Below are 20,168 nucleotides of genomic sequence, written 5' to 3' on the forward strand. Positions count from 1 at the left end.
TTAAATTTATACCTTGGTGCTTTCATACTGAACCCAACTGAATGTTGCAATCAGTTCCCGAGGAGGGGGCCTAAGCTGGAACCCCAGAAATTTCCGCTGTGTAAATGCGCCAACATTCGAACCAGTCTGCACCATTACTTACGCGGGTTATCAGTGCTGTTGTCCGACGGCTGGCGCGATTTTATCCGGACAAAGAACCTATACATGATCTCGCAGTGAGGCTTTCTGTCCCTAGCGATTGATACCTATTTCTTAGTCAGCCAGGGAGATGTAGTGCTCCAGAAGATGATATCTGCGCCAAGATAATTGTCGGCAAATTGTACAAACTCATCCTTGCTAAATGGCTTACCCGTATTGGGGTTCTTGTAGGTCAAGGTCGGCTCCTGCACTGCCATGGCAATGAGTGCTAGCTTACTTTTGTATTTGTTGAAGAACGGATATGAGTTCTTCATTTGCGCTTTGCGGTTGGGAACAATATCTGGGCCGCCAAGTCCAATATTATTGGCACTCGCGAACTCAAACAGCCGGCCCATGTAATTGTGGTCGTTGTTCCATTCGCACGGCCAGAAATTGACATATTGCACCACATGGGATTTGGTGAACACCTTTCGCGCAAAGGTGAGATTTTCCATTTCGCCTGCAAAATAGTTATCGCAGGAAAATCCCTTGGGTAGCTTTTTCTCGTCAAGATCAATGGCTGTTTCGGGTAGGTTCACACCATAGACTCGACCATCGAAACGCTCTGCAATCGCTGCCAACAGAGCCTGATAACGTTGGCGCACAGCAGGATCCCATTGCTGTGCCACCCAACCCGAACCACTCGGCTTTCCTTCGCCAGGATTATCAAATTGTGGCGATATCCCCCCACCGTATCTGGCATCATTCATCAGATAATCAGGAACGTACCGGGCATTCTGTTCGAAAAACCGATCCTGGATCTGGATGAAAAGTTTTTTATTGGCTACCTTAAGACGAGCCAAGTCCTTCTCAATCTGCGAGAAGTTGTATTTGTTCTTCTCAGGTTCGAGTGAACGCCAATTGTAAACGATCTGCGCACCGCCAATATCGCTACGTGCGATAATGACTGATGCCGCTTCGAGGTCGCCAGAGCTGGTATAGACAAAGTTTTCTGGCATTTTAGCTAATATGGGCAGTGTCGCAGTAAGCAGTGTTATTGCGACAGTGAGCCTAATGCTTTTGGTCACGAGATTATCCCTTTTTGAAGGTTCGGTTAGGGGGACATGACTTTTACACGTCCCAGACTGGTGAGTTATCAATGTGATATAAACCCACAATCAGACCCAGCCAAGCAATTTTTCCCCATCTGGACGCAGCTCCCCATTTGGGGGATACATGTCTGTAGCGAGTTTCATGGGGATCACTGAATAATAGATGAATAGCCTAAGTTTTCATTACAAAGCCATTTTTTTGCAATAAATTTGGTTCAATCATGATATGTTTGCAAAATTAATCACTCGCGATTGCACGGGAGACATCGACTATGTTGGACAAGTCTGCATTATTACGCGTTAGCGCGCTGACGGCATCCTTGATGCTGGTTGCCTGTAACCAGAATTCCGGTGCCAGCACTGCTGCGGTTGGAAATATACAATCCCGCGAGCAGGCGGTCTTGCCGACCACGGCGATTGAACAGAATATACCATCGGCTGTGACAGTCGCGGCTGAAATACCGGCGGGATGCCGGATCCAGTCATCCGGCGAGTGGAAGGCATCTGTATATGCGCAGCCGCCCAGGCTTATAGTGTCAGGCGAGGTTGAAACTTCTACCGGTGGATATGAGGTCATGCTTGAGCGTGGCGGGGCTGGTCTCAATCCAGCTATCGTAATGATGGAACTGAAGGTCGTCCCGCCGCCCGCCGACGCGATGGTATCGCAGATGATTACACCCCATTCGGTAAAGACTGAAGTACCTGACATGAGTCGTGACCTGACGCGAGTTGTTATCAACTGTGGTGGTGGAAAGCTCGCGGAGATAGCAGAAATCTCGGTGCTGAACTGAGCAACCCATTGAATGATGTCGCGGGAGCTGTGGCCAATTTGACTGTGCATTCGCTGAGCGATTGTGAGGTGGAAGAGTTCAGTTTTGCCCCGCGCGCAGCTGACACGCACGTTCAGGGCTATGGTCTGCGTGTTGGAAGGATTTAAATACAGTGCCACTGCCCTGCTCATAGATCACAATATGTGACCGCACTTGTTTGAAATCCTTCGAATTAACCAACCGGCGGCCAATGTTTTGCCATTGGCCGGTAATGCCGAAAGAGCTGTGTTCCGTGGCAGTGGTGGCCCAGCGCCGCCTCGGCCCTGGGATACGTATCCAGCCACGCCTGCCCATTTTCGCTGTCAAAGAAGGCCTTCACTGTTCCCAGACTCTGATTACCCATCGAAGCATATTTGACCAGTGATTTATAGCGGTCCAGGTCGCCACGGACCTGAAGTTGCTCAAACAATGCGTTGGCTTCTGCAAGCAATAGCGGTTCCCGCTTTTTCTTCTCCCGCACAGTTGCTTTCAGTACTTTATTTCTGGTCACTATGTCAGCAAGCGTTCGCCGTCCTTGTTCCTTCCAATTTCCAGTTGCTGCGCGAACATCGTTTGGAACCAGGCCACAGGCATATAGCACTGATAGATCACTTGCACACTGCCATCCGTTCTGCTCGCCAGTGTCCACGTCGTCTTGTCACACACTTTGCGGGTATCCAGTACCTCCCCCATGAGACGCGAGTCATTCGGGGAGGCAGTCATCGCGCGAATGGTACCTTCCTGTTGTAATAGCTGGCTCAAGAGATAGCGGGTCAAAATGAAGACATTACTAACATCGGGGTGTACTAATCAACGGGGAGCAGGTCATAGGGGATGCAAGCAGGCTCCAGAAACTGCCAGAATAAAGTTTCATAAAATGGTTTCTATATAGTCGGTACACCTAAAGTATTATGTATTAATACCCTGAATAAAATGCAAAAAAACTTGATTTATAAGAATCATTCTGTATTTCTATACATAAGATATACTTATCTATATTTGCATAATAACTATATTTTTTATTAATACAATCACCAAATGCAGCCATTTTTTTCAGTGCCCAATGATTTTTAAGAACATTCCCACCCCATAATGCCTAACAGTTCAATTGCAATATTAAAGGCTTTGCTTTTGGTTTTAAATCCTGCTCCAGAATGAAATAAAACTTATATAATTCATTTTTTTTGATTAGTTCAGGATTTAATTTTTTTAAGTTAAAAAGTTGTCGGTGTATCTCTTTTTTAAACAATGTTTTATAGTGCTTAACTATTTTTAAAAACCAATCTCTGGTCTGAATGTTTTAATTCAGCTTCTTTCCTTGCTATCTGAGGGAGGAGGCAAGGTGTATGTATGCAGAATTTTTCTATTGTCGTTAATAATAAATACTTAGAGTTAGGTCTATTCGAATTGTTAAATCATGTATTACAAAAATCTGGCTATGAAGGTGCTGTTAATGTAGAACCTCAATTTTACTCTGAAAATGACTTTTTATTCATAGATGTCAGTAACATTGACCGATTTAATGTATTGAGTAGTGCAGCTAATAGTATTTTATTTGATAAAGTATTCATCATAACATCTAGATATGATTATGATTTTAATCGTTTTTTTATTGAGATGGAAACAAAAGGAAAGGTTACACTTCTCTGTTTTGATGATCCATTATCTATTTTAGAAAAAAAAATCATGTCAGTCCTTAAGCGAAAGAAAAAGTATACCAATCAGTTAAGTTTTTCACTTGGTGATTTAACATTAAGTAATTACATAAAAAAAATAAATCTAACAAAACAAGAGGTTATTATAATCACTTATTTTAAGTGTGGTTTACCCGGACATGCTGTAGCAAAAATACTAAACAAGAGTGAAAAAACAGTAAGTGCTCAAAAGAGATCGGTAATGAAAAAAATTGGGGTGAGAACTAATGCAGAGTTATTACAAAAACTCCAAATAAATTAATAATTTATTTGAAAAAATACATCTTGTGGGAAATTTCCTACTAAATTCATCCTTTTCGCCTATATTAATATCTATATGTATTAAGTAGATTCAGGATATCGAATAGCTTAAAAGCAGTAATGAGATATTCTAATTTTTCCTGTTAATATTAAGTTATACCTATTTATAGGTATGACTAATTGTCAGGCCTAAATCTAATGAGAGTACACCATGAATAAAGTATTTAAAGTCATTTGGAATAGTGCCTTAGGCCGCTATGACGTTGCATCTGAAATATCTAAATCAGGAAAAAAAACTAAGTCACTTTGCTCGGGAACTGTCGATACAACTTTAGGTTTAACGACCCCCTCTCGCCTGAGCCAAATTGCCATCACCTTGATGTTCACATTAGGGGCGAGTTCTGTCTTTGCCGCAGATATTAGCGTACCGGTATTTACGCCTGATGTAGAATTTGAACAGACCTTCACAGGGACTGGCAATACCTTAGTAGGCAGTTTTAGCAATATCGCTAAGGGCGATATTGGTTTTAAAAACAGTAAACTGGGTGATATTCCCCCGGGGAACTTCCTCTATGGTGCTGAGAATCTGATCAGTAAAAACATTTTCAACTTAGGTGAGATGGTTACTGAAACTTTCCTTGACCCGAAAGGCACTGGCGCATTAATTACTATTAATGTGTATAGCAGTACTGCGATGTCAATTAAACCACTTGCCGATTTTGTGGTACCTGTTTCTTATGCGGTTGGTGAAAATGGCCAGTATGTGAATCGCAACTTATTCCATGTGCAGGATAGCAGTGATCTGACCGTGGCTGTCGGCAGCACGGCCGCAGGTTGGGTTAATGACAGCAATAACTATTTTAACGCCATTCTTAAAGGCAGTCTGAAAAGTGAAGCAGCAACAACGACTTCTTCAGGATTCTATGTTGACTCTACTACATCGGCCCAGAATACAGTCTTAAATTATAACGCCAAAACTGTAGTCAACCTGGGTAATAACAATAATAACATTCGCGATAGTAGTACCGCGGTGGCCAATTCGGTGCTTGATGACTTCGTCGGTACCTTCACCAGTCCCTATTTAGGGGCCCAAAATGTTCAAAATTTTGCTGATTTCCAAAAATACAACAATGACTTGATTGCAGGTATTAAAAGTGGTGCGATCGTGCTGGACAGCAAAGGTTATCAAGCCGAGCTGGCGCGGGCCTATTTCACTAACGGTTCCAATACTTCACCAAAAGTCACCCCGATCTATCTTGATATGGGGATTGATGCTAATGATGCCGTAAATCACATTGTCGATTCTGACCGTGTTGCCTTTATTCATGGTGATGGTCAGCATGCCATTGTGAATATTGGTGCTGATGCCAATATTCAGGCGTTCAATACGGATATTTCACTGGTGCGGCTGGAAGACGGTGCAACCCTTAATAACGCCGGGACTTTGGGGTCAACTTCTGCAACAGTTCGTGGTACCAATATTATTTTTGCCACTGACAGTACGGTTATTATTGACACTACTGGGGTACTGGATGCAGGGACTAATCCTGAGATGCTGGACTTCAAGCCCACACCTACCTCAACATTGCCGTTGTACATAGCTAACGGCAGTCATACCGCTATTTTAGCTAATGGAGCTTCGTCAGTTACCAACAATGGTGTGATTAATACCGCTTCTCGTGGGGCAAGCGCTTATACTCGCGCGGCGGTGATCGATGGCAACTCATCCTTCGTCAATAACGGCGCGATCAATATTGCTTCAACTATCGATTTGTCTCCTGCAGCAGGTTATTTGAATGAGGGGGTGAGTGTTCAGAAAGGCTCTACCTTTGAAAATAACGGTACCGTCTATGTGGGCCGTCAATCACAACGTTCGTTAACTGACGTGGTCACTGACCTGGCCATTAAGACTCAGTCTTATGCCGTTAGATTACTGCAAGATACCGTTAACTTGAGCAATATCGCTACCTTTACCAATAGTGCGACCGGTAAAATCGTGATTGGCAGCAAAACTGAAAACTCTACAGCTATTGCTGCACAAGGAGCGAGAACAGTAGTCAATCAAAACGGCACTATTGAGCTCAACGGTGCTGGCGCGGTATCCGGACAAAATGCAGGGCAGAATATCGGTATCTCTTCCAGCGCTAACGCCACGAATATCTTCAATAATGGTGATATCGTTATAAATGGTATCAATACCGTCGGTATCAAAGTACTGACCAACAGTTCAGCCACTAACGCCGGTAACGTTTATGTAAATAACGGGCTTGATGCTGCCACTAAACTGGCGAACTACGGTATTCAGGCGGTTGGTGCGGGCGCGGTGGCTAATCTCTCTGGTGAGGTAAAGCTGGCGGGCGATGGTGCTATTGGGGTGGTTGCTGAAGATAAAGGTACCATTAATGTCTCCGGTACCGGTCAGGTTGAGTTTGTTTCAGGTAAAAAACAGGTGGGCTACCTGATTTACGGTACGGGCTCTAGCGTCAATAACATTGCCACGGGTGATGAAACGGTTTCAACCGAAGGCTCTACACTGTATCGCGTTGATAAGGGTGCCAGCTTTATCGGGACCACAGCCTCAACCATGAATGCCACCGGTAAAGATTCTTCTCTTATTCAAGTCACCGGTGTTGGCAGTACATTTAACTCCGGCGCGTTAGATATGGTCCTGTCTGGCGAGGGCTCTACTGGGGTAAAAGTCGAGGGTGGCGCCAGCGGCACCATCACGGCAGATGCCAGCCTGGAATTGAGCGGTGATGGGGCTACTGCCGGGATCGTCGATGGCAACTACTACGGCCTGGATGGTATTGCCACCGGTGCTACCGGAAAATCTGTCTTAACCAGTTCGGCGGTATTGACCACCGGTAACACCGCGTCTGGTGCCTATGGCTATATCGCCCGTAATGGCGGTGAGCTTATCCACAATGGCTCCATTGATTTTACACAAGCAGGCAGTACTGGCGTGCTGGTAGACGGCGGGATTCTGACCAACCAAAACCTCATCACAGTCAATGGGACTGCGGTCAATATTCAGGGTGCTAACTCTACCGTGAATAACAGCGGTACCGTCAACGCAACCGACGGCACCGCCGCTTATCTGCTGGGTGCGGGGGCGAGCCTGACCTTATCCGGTAACGGTGAAACCAAAGCGGGCGGCACTGCCCATGGTGTACTGCTTGATACCGGTGCCACAGCACTGACCGTGGATGGCGCAACCATCACCATGACGGCGGGCGGCACAGGTAATGCGATTGAAAACAAAGCGGAAATTACCGGCATTCAGTTAAAAAACACCTCGCTGACGGTGGGTAATGGTGCAGGTATTCGTACCGGTGCCTCCCTGGCGGCAACCAACTCTGGCACGATCAATGTCAACGGCAGCGGTACCGGTATTCTGTTTGCCAACACCGGCGACACCATCACCGATAATACGCTGGACATGTCCGACTCGGCCGGTCTGGTGATTAACGTCAATTCAGCCGCGGGCAAAGGGATTGTCACCAACTCCCGTCAGGATCTGAAAACCGGTGCCAGCGTAAACGTCAATGATGCCGCAGGCGGTGCAGCCCTGATTGTCAAAGGCACTACCGGCCGTGTCGAGCAGTCCGGTAACCTGATATCAACATCACTCACCAGCCCGGTGGTGGACATCAATAACGGTTATGTCACCAGCTTCGTCAACAGCGGTACCATTCAAGCCAACAGCGCCACCCAGCAGGCTGTCGTAACCAATACTGGGACGGGTCTGGCATTTACCAACGCCACGGGTGGCACAATTGTTGGCAAGGTGGATCTGTTAGCGGGCAACAACACCGTGACCCTGATGCAAGGCAGTAAAGGTACTGACTTCACCACCGGCAGCGGCGATGATGCCTTCATTCTGAAAGGGCTGACATTAGCCGATACCGGCGTGTTCAGCTCACTGAACGGCGGTACCGGCAGCGATACGCTGACGCTGGACAGTTCGCTGTATACCCTGAGTGATGCTGATGCCATCCAGAATATGGAATACATCAACCTGATCAATAACTCAACGCTGACACTGGACAATGTGCTGCTGGCGCTGGGTGACAGTCAGGATGACAATGCCAACACCGGTTTTAATCTGGGTGACGGCAGTCTGTTGCAGGTTAATAACCTGAATGCCGTGAGCTTTAACAGCAAGTTGAACGGCCTCGGCACGATGGCCGTTAATACCGCCGGTAATGCCTTTGATTTTACGGCCAATGCGGCACAGAACGCCTTTAACGGGGTACTGGCATTAGGCCACGCCACCTTTGAACTGGCGGCGGATAACACGGCAGCATTAGTGAATGCCACCCTGAAACTGGGCGCGGACAGTATCACCACCGTCGGTGACGGTGTGCAAACTATCGGTGGGTTGGCCTTTGACGGCGGTACGGTGAAATTTAACACCGGCACTCCGGGTGAGACGGTGGCGAAAAGCACTATCCATACCACCAAAGAGATGAACCTACTGGGCACCGGGACGGTGGTGGTGGACATCGACAGCGTCGACAACAGCCAGACGCCGGTCAATCCGGTACTGCCCATCATGGAGCAGGATGATGCCAATACCTTGCTGCAACTGGCGGTGAGTGATGTGGCCGTGCAGGGTAATGGCGGCAATCTGGTGCTGAAAGACCAGGATGGCAATGTCATTACCGATGCCACCACGGCCGATATTGCACAAAATGGCACCACGGTTGCCAAAGGCACTTACGATTATCGCCTGAGCAGCGGTACGGGTAACGACGGTTTGTATATCGGTTACGGCCTGACCGAAGTTGAACTGCTGGGCAGCGGTGCAGATGCACTGGCGCTGTATGCCACCAATAAAACCGGTCCTGCGGCGGATTTGAGTGCCAAAGTGACGGGCAGTGGTGAGTTGGCGATTGATACCGGTGCAGGAAATACGGTAACACTGTCCAATCTGGACAATGATTACACCGGTTCTACCGATGTACGCAGCGGCACCTTGCAGATGCTGAATGATAATGTGTTGGGGAATACCTCGCTGTTATCACTGGCAGCAGATACCGCCTTTGACATGAAGGGTCACAGCCAAACCGTGGGCGAACTGAACAGTACTGCGGGCTCAACGGTTGATCTCAATGGTGGCAGCTTAACCTTGAGCCAGGGCGGTGTGTCTGAGGGTGAACTGACCGGCAGGGGCGCGCTGACGATTGCCGCCAATGTGCTGAGCGTTAAGGGTGCCAATACTGGCCTGAGCGCGGTGACCACCATTACCAGTGGCGCACAAGCGTTACTGAACAATGCAGCGGGTCTGGGCGATGGCAATATCGTTAACGCCGGTCTGCTGACACTGAAAGGGGCTGCGGGCCAGTTAGCAAATGCTATCAGTGATGCCGGCAGTGTGGTGCTGGAAGATAGCAGCGACATCACATTGAGCGGTGATAACAGCCTGTTCAGTGGCCTGTTTGCTATCACGAACGGCAGCCAGTTAACTGCTTCTCAGGCAGAACATCTGGGGACGGCGGCGGTCACCAACGACGGCGCATTGGTGCTCAATAGTGCGAGTGACTGGTTGCTGGCCAACAGCATTAGCGGCAGTGGCAGCCTGACTAAAAACGGCACAGGCACCGTATCGTTGACACAATCTGCGGCCTATACCGGCCAGACAGATATCAATGCGGGTGGCCTGATGTTAGGCAGCAGTGCTGACCCCATGACGCTGGCAAGCCAGCAGGTGAATATAGCCAGCGGTGCCTTTATGGGCGGTTTTGGTGGTGTAGCGGGCGCGGTTGATAACCAGGGCGTGCTGTTTGTGGGCAACCCAACGGCACCGGTGGTACCGGCGATGGGACGTCTGGCCCCGGCCAGTAACATCTTTACCGTTGGCACTGACTTAACCAACAGCGGCACGGTATTTATCGGTAACAAAACCAGTGACGGTACGGGCACCACCGGTAACCAATTAGTGGTCAACGGCAACTATATTGGCAACAACGGTCTGCTGCACTTCAACACCGCGCTGGGCGACGACAGCTCTGCCACCGACAGCATGATTGTGAACGGCAACACCAGCGGCACCACTAACGTAAGCGTAGATAATGCGGGCGGTACGGGCGCTAAAACCTTAAACGGTATTGAGCTCATTCAGGTGAATGGTCAATCCGACGGTGAGTTTGTGAACCCTGGCCGTATCGTAGCGGGTGCATATGATTACTCACTCGTACGTGGGGTGGGTTCAAACGCCAGTAACTGGTATTTGACCAGCCTGAGTAATTTGCCGATTGATCCAGAGAACCCGGTTGATCCAGAAAATCCAGTGGGCCCAGGCGAGGAAACTAAACGTCCTGAAGCCGGCAGCTACACCGCGAACCTGGCCGCAGCCAACACTATGTTTGTGACGCGTCTGCACGATCGTTTGGGTGAAACACAGTATATCGACGCCCTGACTGGCGAGCAGAAAGTGACCAGCATGTGGCTGCGTAACGAAGGCGGACATAACCGTTCACGTGACACCAGTGGTCAGTTGAAAACCCAAAGCAACCGCTATGTGATGCAATTGGGTGGCGATATCGCCCAGTGGAGCAACGATGGTCTGGACCGTTTACACCTGGGTGTGATGGCCGGTTACGGTAATAGCAAGAGCGACACCCACGCGAAATCGGGCTATAAGTCGAGTGGTTCGGTTGATGGTTACACCGCCGGGGTGTACAGCACCTGGTATGCCAACGACGAAGACAAGTCGGGCTTGTATGTTGACGGTTGGGCGCAGTACAGCTGGTTTAACAATAGCGTGCAGGGCGACGGTCTGGCGACGGAAGAGTATAAATCGAAAGGGATCACCGCGTCGGTCGAGAGCGGCTACACCTTTAAGATCGGCGAGAATAAGTCTAAGAACGAAACGTACTTTATCCAGCCGAAAGCCCAAATCACCTGGATGGGTGTGAAGGCTGACGAGCACCGTGAAGCAAACGGTACTCAGGTGAGTGGTCAAGGCGACGGTAATATCCAGACCCGTCTGGGGCTGCGTTCTTATATGAAAGGCCACCACGAAAGTGATAATGGCAAGGATCGCGAGTTCCAACCGTTTGTGGAAGCCAACTGGATCCACAACACCAAAGATTTTGGCACCAATATGAACGCGGTTGAAGTGAAACAAGCTGGCGCGAAGAATATCGGTGAACTGAAAGTGGGTGTTGAGGGGCAATTGAACAAGCAACTGAATGTCTGGGGTAACGTTGGCCAGCAATTGGGCGACAAAGGTTACAGCGATACTGCAGTGATGTTAGGGGTGAAATACAACTTCTAATAAGAGTGACACAAGCTGAATAGTGGCACTTCGGTGCCACTATTCATCCACCGAAAATAAGTTATAGTCCATTTTTAATATAGATAGAATAGTAGAGAAAGGATGCATCGTATTATGCGGGTTATTATTTCAGGCTATTGTAGTTTGACACGCTTTTCACTAGAGATAATCCTTAAAGAAATAATGTCAATCCAAAAAAAACAAATAAGTATTAATGCAGATAAATATGTATTGATAGATAACAAATATATAAAAAAAGATGAGAGAGATATATATATCCTGGATGTAGATAATAGCTCTCTTTTTGATTCATTTAAAACCATTGAAAAAATAAGGAAGTCAAGTCCCCTTTCTTTTATTATAGTGCTTGGTAGAAAAAATGAAAAGATGGGAGGCTATAGCTATTTGTCCGTTGTGGCTGATTGTATACTTTGTAAGACAGCATCTATAAAAACAATTAAAAACATGTTAATTGTTTTTTTAACTTCAAGTGAACCTCCTAAAAAATTTCATCGAACAAAATTAGTCAAAAAGTTAATTAGTTACTAAATCCAATACGGCACTATTGCAAAAATAAGATGATGGTAAGATAAATCTCCATTTTGGCCGAAGGAGTAAAGCACGACCCCATTCACAGGTCGGCATTTTCAGAGTGCTATTATTCTCTGGTCTGTACGCTGGTACTAAAACTGTGCTTAGTTGTTAATTCTGATTTGGGAGTCATGACAATTAAATAAGCATTACAAAGCCATGCGAAGTAAATAAGTTAAGTTCTCGCTGGATTTGAAAGTTATCTTTTAAATTTACAGGGAATGTTTTGCGCGGGTATGGAAAATATAAATAATAAAAACAATGCATTTTTAATAAATATATTGTTTGAGGCGAGGTCAATGAAACCTAATAATCTACGTAAAGAAGAAGTCATGGGCATATTGGAAGAAACTTGTAATGTTCTGAAAGAACAGTTTGGTGGATCTGTCCCCCCAGTGGGCAGTTGGCCAAAAACCAGAGAGTTGGCTGATAAAGCGCATTTGGATATTTATACTGTAAGATTAGTATTAATGAAGTTGGTTGATGAGAACAGAGCCAAGATGTCTGAAACTAAAGTGTTGAATTCATTACGCTGGTTTATTACTCAGACAGCAGAAGAATAGAGGCGACGATCCCATGGGCTTGTTGCAAATAATGAGAGCCGGTGACTCTCCTCATCGATGGGTGGGATAATTGGCCCTGTCGCATTAACAGATCGAGGTCGGCAAAATAGCACTGCCTATTTTTTTATAGCGGCCAACAGATAAAATTGTTCTGCCGGTGACAATCCGTCGCCAGCAGGATGATGAAGTTGTCCTTTGCGTATCATCTGTACCAGCTCAATACCCGCCAACAAGGTCTGTGCCCGTCGAAAGGAGTTGAATCCCAGCATCGTGCGTATCCGACGTTTGATATTCCGGTGATCTTGCTCGACAAGGTTGTTCAGGATCTTACTTTGCCTGACGGTAATCGCTTCCTCATCGGGTTTGTCGGCATTGAGCGTGGGCAAAGCTGCGGTGTTAGCACCACTTTTATCGATAGTGACTACCTAGGGTTTATCCTGGTGACGAATGGCCTTGCCGAAGAAACGCAGGGCTGCGGGGGCATCACGTTTGGCGGTCAATAGAGCGTCGATAGTCTGGCCATTGGAGTCCACAGCATGACACAGGTATTTCCACTGGCCGTAAACACCGACGTCCCACGCTGCGCTTGTGCCGACTGAAAGCCTTATATAGCAAAGGGGTTCCCAGCGATACAGGGTAGAATGGCCAACGATAATACCGCGTTCTGCCATCATCTCTTCTAGGTTGCGTAGACTCAGGGCGTAAGCGAGATACCAGCGAACACATTGGGCGATGATATCAACGGGTAGTGCAGACGTTTGAAGGCTTTTCTTATCAGAGACATTTCAAATAACACCTTAAAACTGTATGTTAACCGACGACAGCTTCATGCAACAGAGCCACTTAGCTTCCACTGGGCTAACCAGCAGAGCCAAAACAGTTTAAAAACATAACTTCACTTAGTCATTCATCCACAGTTCGTGGGGAAAATAAGAATACGTCGATCTTAAATATAGCTATTTATACGGGACGTATAAAAGTTTAACTAGTGCTTAGTGCAGAGATTGGAATTGTCTGAATTATTATCTAATAGCCATTATCCTATCAATAAGTGAAATTATTTCATGTTGAGTGTAGTGCTTAACTTTCCAATGGAGGGTAATATACGACTGAAATTTAGCTTTGTAATTTAAACTCTAGTTTTAAATTAGTCGCGTTCTTTTTGGTTTTTATATTTTACAATTTAATTGGATGAAAAAGAGGCAAGGATGAGAGGGTTTTTATTATCACTTTTAGTATCTGGTGTAATTATGGGGACAATGGCTCCAGTTTTTGCTCAGAACGTTCCTTTTGATAGTAGCGGGAAAATGGGGAAAACTGGCTGGACGTCCTGGAAAAGAGTGGTTTTATCGAAAAACATGCCACTTATGAGATATTGTAGTCGCGACTATTACAAAAATGGCCGTTACGTTACGTCACAAAATAAAATAGTACGCATGTATCAATTTTGTTGAGCAACGAACAGTTGAACGAAGTTAACCATTATTTATTATGGCATCATAAGTAGATATATTAATTAAGGATGATTTTTAATGAAAAATAAACTGTTATCCATTTTAATTTCTGGGATGATTTTTGGCATCGCTGCATCTGGCCCTGCCTACGCACAAAATGTTCCGTTCAATGCTGGAGGCGGTGGTAAAACCATCTATGGTCCTTGGAAAAAGGTCCAGAATGGGTTTATATCAATTACGTGCTATCGAACAGTATATTATAAAAATGGTAATACTGCTCAGCAAAGTAAATGGATTCCATTTGGTACAAAATGCTAATCAAATTTAGTATTCACTGATGTTTTATAGAAAAATTTAATTTCAGGCCATCGTTCAATGACGAAGGCCTTTACTCCATTGAATTTTGGTACTTTTATATAAAGTCCCCAATCACGGTATTTCAAATAGCTTTCCAGTATCACATCTCTTTTTATCTGCTTTCAGATTGTCAGAATTTGCTTACCTGAGCGGCTGTTGTGTCGTTGAAGGGGTCCGCTTGATGGTTAGGAAGTTGGATCCATTTTTTTCCCTTAGGTCAGAATCAAAAGAGGGGGACTGGGCCATGAGTTTCATCAGATCAGGTAGCGTGAGGTTGACGATTGATTTAAATAAACACCATTTTGATAACCAATCCAAATTTCAGGCAGATCTTCCCTATGCTGCCTATCGTAATCATCGCTCTGTTTTGAACTCCAGCCGACGTCGGGGCAACAACTCTTCTGCCCGGATACCGGCCCACGCACTGTTAAAAACCATCCGGCTATCACACAGTACACACTGGTACGGATCTACATTCGTAAATTGTTTCATCAGCGACACAAAGCCCAGCTTCTGCGGTTTTTCCCTTCATTTCAATCCCCAGTGCAGTATAGGGTTGTGCCGTATTAACGTAGGCTAGTCAGCAAAAGTTGCGCTGCCGTGTTGGTGCCACTTTTATCAATGGTCACTACTTCCGGTTCGCCGTGATGTCTAATGGCCTTGCGAAAGAAACGTAATGCGGCTGCGGCGTCTCGCCTGGCGGTCAGCAGGAAGTCAATGGTTTGACCCGCAGTATCGACCGCACGGTACATATATTTCCACTGACCTTTGATTTTTATGTAGGTTTCGTCCATGCGCCACCGACGGTCCACTGTGCGCTTATGCCGACGAAGCGCCTTATCCAACAACGGCACCAGGCGGATAACCCAGCTAACCCAGCGGTGAAATGTGGAAATGGTCAACGATAATGCCGCGCTCTGCCATCATCTCTTCGAGATTGCGCAGGATCAGGGTATAAGCGAGATACCAGCGAACACACTGAGCGATAACATCAGCGGGGTAATGCAGTCGACGGAAGGCGTTTCGGATTAGAGACATGGGCAGGTAACATCACAAAAAAAAACAGCATGTTACCGGACTGCACCTTAATGCGACACAATCGTTTATCACCACTGGATATTTGCAACAGTGCCCAATGGTTCAACAACTAGAATAGGTAGCCATAAAAGTAATGGCTACCTATTCTAATTAGGTTAAATCACTTTAAGTTAAATGAATAGCTAATTTTTATCACTAAGTAAGTTACGATAAATAAGGCCGCCTATAATGCCGCCTAATATAGGCATTATCCAGAACAACCATAATTGCTGTAATGCCCAACCGCCCTGGAAAATAGCCACTGCCGTACTACGTGCAGGGTTAACGGATGTATTAGTAACTGGAATACTAATTAAATGAATAAGTGTCAACGTTAGGCCAATTGCCAATGGAGCAAATCCAACCGGAGCTCGTTTATCGGTCACTCCGTGAATAACGATAAGGAAAAATGCCGTCAATACTACCTCAGCAACAATGGCTGCCTGCATAGAGAAGCTACCGGGAGAATATGCGCCGTAGCCGTTTGAGGCGAAACCATTTACTGATGCATCAAAACCAGTTTTACCATTGGCTATAAAAAATAGAATAGAGGCCCCAATGATACCACCAATGACCTGAGCAAAAATATAAGGGGCTATATCTTTAGTTTTAAATCGGCCTCCAGCCCATAAACCTAAAGTAACGGCTGGATTAAAATGCGCTCCGGAAATATGCCCTACGGCGTAAGCCATGGTTAAAACAGACAAACCAAATGCCAGTGCTACACCAGTAAAGCCGATACCTAACTCAGGGTACGAGGCCGCCAATACAGCACTACCGCACCCACCAAATACTAACCAAAAAGTACCAAAAAACTCAGCAGCTAACCTTTTAGACATGACTACCTCATAATATCAACGACATTGAAATAAATACAAAAAGTATCAGTAATTACATACCTCTATATTGTGTTTTTACTAACATAGAGCAATGATTAATACGTCATCTAAAAACAATCTATTTAGACGAGGAATTAAATTATTAATTTTCATAAAATGGAATAACTTACAATATGAACATTGTATAATATTCATATTGATTGTCTTTAAGGATTCTCCTATAATTAACATGATATATCATGTTAATTAATATTCAGAAAAATTTAAGCGTTTCATAAGCTTTATTAACTTATAAGGTAGTAGCCTTAACAAGGCAGTCTAGGAAAATGTCAGTATTGCTGAATTTTTCATCAATCATCTTTGATCTGGAGGCTCAAAACACCACTATTCTGATCAGTTATGTCGCATTAACAGATCGAGGTCCGCAAAATAGCACTGCCTATTTTTTTATAGCGGCCAACAGATAAAATTGTTCTGCCGGTAGACAAGGGGGCTAATCAGGCGGATCAGTTATTCAATATCAGTCGGTTTGACGGGAGAAAAGAGTCCGTCACTGAGAATATGGATAATCCGCCATTACGTTCTTTCTTCCGCAGGCTTTCAGTCGAATGTCGCTGTACGATTAGCCCACACCGATTTCGGCATACGATCGCCACTGAGATGATGAAATCACCGGATCGTAATCTGAAAGTGGTTCAGACCCTGCTAGGGCATTCAAGTATTGCGGTCACGCTGGAATATGTTGAGGGCGATATAGATAGCCTCAGACTGGCGTTGGAAGAGACTTTTGAGAGAAAAGAGGTTTTTTTTAAAAATCGGCATAACAGAAAGAAAAAATTACCGCTTTCCTTAACTGAATATTGACAGGTGCGCTGAAAAACTGTCAATTTCCTCCGCCTTAAGACACAATAAAACCGAAGTTTGTCATCGACATTCTCCGGTTTATTATTCCCCTATGTTCAACCAAGGTGTAGCAGTTACAGCCTACTTGCACGATGATGATTCGGGTACTTTGTCATGCCTGTTAAAAATCTTAGTTCTTAACAAGCAGGTTATGAATTTGGTGCCCGGACTCGGAATCGAACCAAGGACACGGGGATTTTCAATCCCCTGCTCTACCGACTGAGCTATCCGGGCAACGGGGCGCATTAAACCGTATTGGCGGCAAGTCGTCAATGAGTTTCTCTTATAAAGGCGATCGGTTGCTCTCTTTTCATGCAAAAATAGCGAGAAAACTGTTGGGAAGTTAATTTTTATGGTGCATCTACATATTTCATCTACTTGATTTATAGATTTTTTATTTTTTAGTGTGTTAAATAACAATGGCTTAGATATTCACTAAAAGTGCATTTTTATTGGCCTGCAAGGTTGAACCTACCGGCAAAACATGCAATTATTGCGAAAATTTAGCGTTACTATTCATCCCTCTAATCCATATCATTTCGATTAAGTAAGCAGGAGGCGGTTATGACAGTAGTAGACTATTCAATGCATAATGAGCGCTTCTCATGCTATTTCTCCTGTTTATCTGCTGTTAAGTTCCTTGTTACTTCCATGCGGTAAGGCTATCTGTCGTTCACTGTTAGGCATTATTAAAAATAGAGCTGGATCTCTGATTTTACTGATGTCTATTGGTCGATGCGAAGACCAGTTAACTCACTATTCTAGCTTCTATTTGAGCGAGTGATCGTGTGCGTAATAGATATCAATTTGCCGGCATTGCATAAAATCTTCACCTTATGCGATGTCATATACATGCCAAAATGGCAGCCTCATACCTGACCGTTTGAGAGTAAGTGACATGACACTATTAAAAATAGCAACAAGTGCTCGTTTGGCTTCTTATATAGAAAGCCAGCGGGGAATGGTATACCTCAATCAAACTGATTTTACTGATGTTGCCGCTGTGGTGATGTCGGTTGAAGATGCCAATGCCGGTATATTGTCAAAGTTGCATGATCTGGGTTTTGCTATTCCTACTTTTGTTGCTGTCACGGCACAACAGACGGTTTCTGCCGATTATTTGCCTCTGATTAAGGGGATTATTACGCTCGGCGAAGCAAACAAAGCTTTTTACAATGCTCAGGTAGAAGCTGCCGCCAGTGAATATCAAAAAAATCTATTACCGCCATTTTTCTCAACATTGAAAAAATATGTCGAGATGAATAATTCAACTTTTGCTTGCCCAGGGCATCAGGGTGGCGAGTTTTTCCGTAAGCATCCTGCCGGTCGCCAGTTTTTTGAATTTTATGGCGAGACCATTTTCCGTTCAGATATGTGCAACGCAGACGTCAAACTGGGTGACTTGCTGATCCATGAAGGTGCAGCTAAAGATGCACAAAAATATGCAGCTAAGGTCTTCAATGCGGATAAAACCTATTTTGTTTTGAATGGTACATCGGCTGCAAATAAGGTCGTGACTAATGCCTTATTGACCCGTGGTGATTTGGTATTGTTCGATCGTAATAACCATAAATCCAACCATCATGGTGCGCTGATTCAGGCTGGGGCGACACCAATCTATTTGGAAACGGCCCGCAACCCGTTCGGTTTTATTGGTGGTATTGATGCTCATTGTTTCGACGAGCGTTATTTACGCCAGCAATTGCGGGAGGTTGCCCCAGAAAGAGCAGAAGAGGCGCGGCCATTCAGATTGGCGATCATTCAGTTGGGTACCTACGATGGTACGGTGTATAACGCACGTCAGGTGGTTTATACTATTGGTCATTTGTGTGATTACATTCTATTTGATTCTGCGTGGGTAGGTTACGAACAGTTTATTCCGATGATGAAGGATTTCTCACCGCTATTGCTGGATTTAAATGAAAATGACCCTGGGATTATTGTGACTCAGTCAGTGCACAAGCAGCAGGCTGGTTTCTCCCAAACCTCGCAGGTACATAAAAAAGATAATCATATCAAAGGGCAAAAACGGCACTGTAATCATAAACGTTTTAATAATGCATTTATGTTGCATGCCTCAACCAGCCCGTTCTACCCATTATTTGCTGCACTGGATATTAACGCCAAAATTCATTCTGGTGACAGTGGCCGCCGCATGTGGATGGATTGTGTCAAGTTAGGCATCGATACGCGTAAACTATTATTAGAACGCTGCTCAATGTTGCGGCCATTTATTCCTCCCACTGTCGGTGGTAAAAATTGGCAAGATTACGATACGGACGTTATTGCCAATGACACACGTTTCTTTAATTTTGTGCCTAATGAACGTTGGCATGGATTTGAAGGGTATAACCAAGACCAATATCTGGTTGATCCTTGTAAGTTATTACTGACGACACCGGGTATCGATGCTAACAGCGGCCAATATACCCAATTTGGTGTTCCGGCAGCGATACTGGCTACCTTCTTGCGTGAAAATGGCATTGTGCCGGAAAAATGCGATCTGAATTCAATTTTGTTCCTGCTAACACCGGCAGAAAATCCAGCAAAAATGGCACATCTGGTTGATATGCTGGTTCAGTTTGAGCGCTACGTGGAGCAAGATGCTTTATTGTGTGATGTATTACCGACGATATACCGTAAGAATGAAGAGCGCTATCGCGGCTACACTCTACGCCAGTTATGCCAAGAAATGCATGATCTCTATGTCAGCTATGATGTTAAACAACTGCAAAAGGATATGTTCCGCAAAGCCAGCTTACCGCCGGTATTAATGAACCCGCAAGATGCCAATATCCAGTTTATTCGCGATAATATCGAGCTAATCCCTATTGCCGAGGCTGAAGGGCGCATTGCTGCTGAAGGCGCACTCCCTTATCCACCAGGCGTATTGTGCGTGGTGCCGGGTGAAATGTGGGGCGGGGCGGTACAGCGTTATTTCCTGGCGTTGGAAGAGGGGATTAATTTATTGCCCGGCTTCTCGCCTGAATTGCAGGGCGTTTATATCGAAAAAGGTGATGTAGAGTGGCGGCGTATCTTTGGTTATGTCATTACGCCGTAAACTGAGGTACTGATAGACAGCCGACGAGAGCATCGGCTGTCTATCAAT

At 45.3% G+C, this 20,168-nt stretch carries 10 protein-coding genes, 1 tRNA gene and 3 pseudogenes; 8 read left to right on the forward strand and 6 right to left on the reverse strand.

Annotated elements, in window-relative coordinates; genetic code table 11:
* Positions 1 to 245 precede the first annotated feature (245 nt).
* A complete protein-coding gene (locus V1953_RS03415; RefSeq protein WP_420073212.1) occupies positions 246 to 1,136 on the reverse strand; it encodes a hypothetical protein in 891 nt (296 codons plus the stop codon).
* Between the two features lie 365 nt (positions 1,137 to 1,501).
* Here V1953_RS03415 and V1953_RS03420 point away from each other — a divergent pair, with 365 nt between their 5' ends.
* Positions 1,502 to 2,020: a hypothetical protein gene (locus tag V1953_RS03420; protein ID WP_083162636.1), complete on the forward strand. Its 519-nt coding sequence runs from the start codon at positions 1,502 to 1,504 to the stop codon at positions 2,018 to 2,020.
* A gap of 211 nt (positions 2,021 to 2,231) precedes the next feature.
* Here V1953_RS03420 and V1953_RS03425 read toward each other — a convergent pair whose 3' ends face one another.
* Complete coding sequence (locus V1953_RS03425; RefSeq protein WP_442850657.1) at positions 2,232 to 2,549, reverse strand: hypothetical protein; 318 nt, start codon at positions 2,547 to 2,549, stop codon at positions 2,232 to 2,234.
* An 839-nt stretch (positions 2,550 to 3,388) separates the two neighbouring features.
* Between V1953_RS03425 and V1953_RS03430 the strand changes: the two genes are divergently transcribed.
* The 4 genes from V1953_RS03430 (at position 3,389) to V1953_RS03445 (ending at position 12,429) form a co-directional block, all read left to right on the forward strand.
* Positions 3,389 to 3,994 carry a helix-turn-helix transcriptional regulator gene (locus V1953_RS03430; protein WP_083162642.1) on the forward strand — a complete coding sequence of 202 codons (606 nt, stop codon included), beginning with the start codon at positions 3,389 to 3,391 and terminating at the stop codon, positions 3,992 to 3,994.
* Positions 3,995 to 4,204: 210 nt separating this feature from the next.
* Entirely contained in the window at positions 4,205 to 11,275 is a 7,071-nt protein-coding gene (locus V1953_RS03435) for an autotransporter outer membrane beta-barrel domain-containing protein (protein WP_442850658.1), read from the forward strand.
* Between the two features lie 114 nt (positions 11,276 to 11,389).
* Positions 11,390 to 11,824, forward strand: coding sequence for a hypothetical protein (locus tag V1953_RS03440; protein ID WP_083162646.1), 435 nt, complete (start codon positions 11,390 to 11,392; stop codon positions 11,822 to 11,824).
* Positions 11,825 to 12,165: 341 nt separating this feature from the next.
* On the forward strand, positions 12,166 to 12,429 hold the full coding sequence (locus V1953_RS03445) for a faeA-like family protein (RefSeq protein ID WP_442850659.1): 264 nt from the start codon (positions 12,166 to 12,168) through the stop codon (positions 12,427 to 12,429).
* Positions 12,430 to 12,545: 116 nt separating this feature from the next.
* On the opposite strand, the pseudogene V1953_RS03450 reads toward V1953_RS03445, so the two are convergent.
* Positions 12,546 to 13,213: pseudogene (locus tag V1953_RS03450) on the reverse strand (IS6 family transposase).
* A 748-nt stretch (positions 13,214 to 13,961) separates the two neighbouring features.
* Here V1953_RS03450 and V1953_RS03455 point away from each other — a divergent pair.
* The gene (locus V1953_RS03455) at positions 13,962 to 14,201 is read left to right on the forward strand and encodes a hypothetical protein (protein ID WP_083162650.1); all 240 of its coding nucleotides are present in this window, start codon (positions 13,962 to 13,964) and stop codon (positions 14,199 to 14,201) included.
* A 614-nt stretch (positions 14,202 to 14,815) separates the two neighbouring features.
* Here V1953_RS03455 and V1953_RS03460 read toward each other — a convergent pair.
* Both V1953_RS03460 and aqpZ read right to left on the reverse strand, forming a co-directional pair.
* A pseudogene (locus tag V1953_RS03460) lies at positions 14,816 to 15,278 on the reverse strand (IS6 family transposase); the annotation flags it as partial.
* Between the two features lie 182 nt (positions 15,279 to 15,460).
* Positions 15,461 to 16,156 carry an aquaporin Z gene (aqpZ, locus tag V1953_RS03465; RefSeq protein ID WP_083162652.1) on the reverse strand — a complete coding sequence of 232 codons (696 nt, stop codon included), beginning with the start codon at positions 16,154 to 16,156 and terminating at the stop codon, positions 15,461 to 15,463.
* A 480-nt stretch (positions 16,157 to 16,636) separates the two neighbouring features.
* On the opposite strand from aqpZ, the pseudogene V1953_RS03470 reads away from it, so the two are divergent.
* A pseudogene (locus tag V1953_RS03470) lies at positions 16,637 to 17,020 on the forward strand (site-specific integrase); the annotation flags it as partial.
* Between the two features lie 197 nt (positions 17,021 to 17,217).
* Here the strand turns inward: V1953_RS03470 and V1953_RS03475 are convergent.
* Positions 17,218 to 17,293: transfer RNA gene (locus V1953_RS03475), tRNA-Phe, on the reverse strand.
* 664 nt (positions 17,294 to 17,957) lie between these two features.
* Between V1953_RS03475 and speF the strand changes: the two genes are divergently transcribed.
* Complete coding sequence (gene speF, locus V1953_RS03480) at positions 17,958 to 20,120, forward strand: ornithine decarboxylase SpeF (RefSeq protein WP_442850660.1); 2,163 nt, start codon at positions 17,958 to 17,960, stop codon at positions 20,118 to 20,120.
* Positions 20,121 to 20,168: the final 48 nt, after the last annotated feature.

The sequence above is a fragment of the Yersinia sp. 2541 StPb PI genome (assembly GCF_052217145.1).
Taxonomy (GTDB): Bacteria; Pseudomonadota; Gammaproteobacteria; order Enterobacterales; family Enterobacteriaceae; genus Yersinia; species Yersinia enterocolitica_E.

Bases quoted from the DNA above. Each gene is read 5' to 3' on its own strand.
- V1953_RS03415 (WP_420073212.1), bottom strand. From the start codon at position 1,136: ATGCCAGAAAACTTTGTCTATACCAGCTCTGGCGACCTCGAAGCGGCA.
- V1953_RS03420 (WP_083162636.1), top strand. From the start codon at position 1,502: ATGTTGGACAAGTCTGCATTATTACGCGTTAGCGCGCTGACGGCATCC.
- V1953_RS03430 (WP_083162642.1), top strand. From the start codon at position 3,389: ATGCAGAATTTTTCTATTGTCGTTAATAATAAATACTTAGAGTTAGGT.
- V1953_RS03435 (WP_442850658.1), top strand. From the start codon at position 4,205: ATGAATAAAGTATTTAAAGTCATTTGGAATAGTGCCTTAGGCCGCTAT.
- V1953_RS03440 (WP_083162646.1), top strand. From the start codon at position 11,390: ATGCGGGTTATTATTTCAGGCTATTGTAGTTTGACACGCTTTTCACTA.
- V1953_RS03445 (WP_442850659.1), top strand. From the start codon at position 12,166: ATGAAACCTAATAATCTACGTAAAGAAGAAGTCATGGGCATATTGGAA.
- V1953_RS03455 (WP_083162650.1), top strand. From the start codon at position 13,962: ATGAAAAATAAACTGTTATCCATTTTAATTTCTGGGATGATTTTTGGC.
- aqpZ (WP_083162652.1), bottom strand. From the start codon at position 16,156: ATGTCTAAAAGGTTAGCTGCTGAGTTTTTTGGTACTTTTTGGTTAGTA.
- speF (WP_442850660.1), top strand. From the start codon at position 17,958: ATGACACTATTAAAAATAGCAACAAGTGCTCGTTTGGCTTCTTATATA.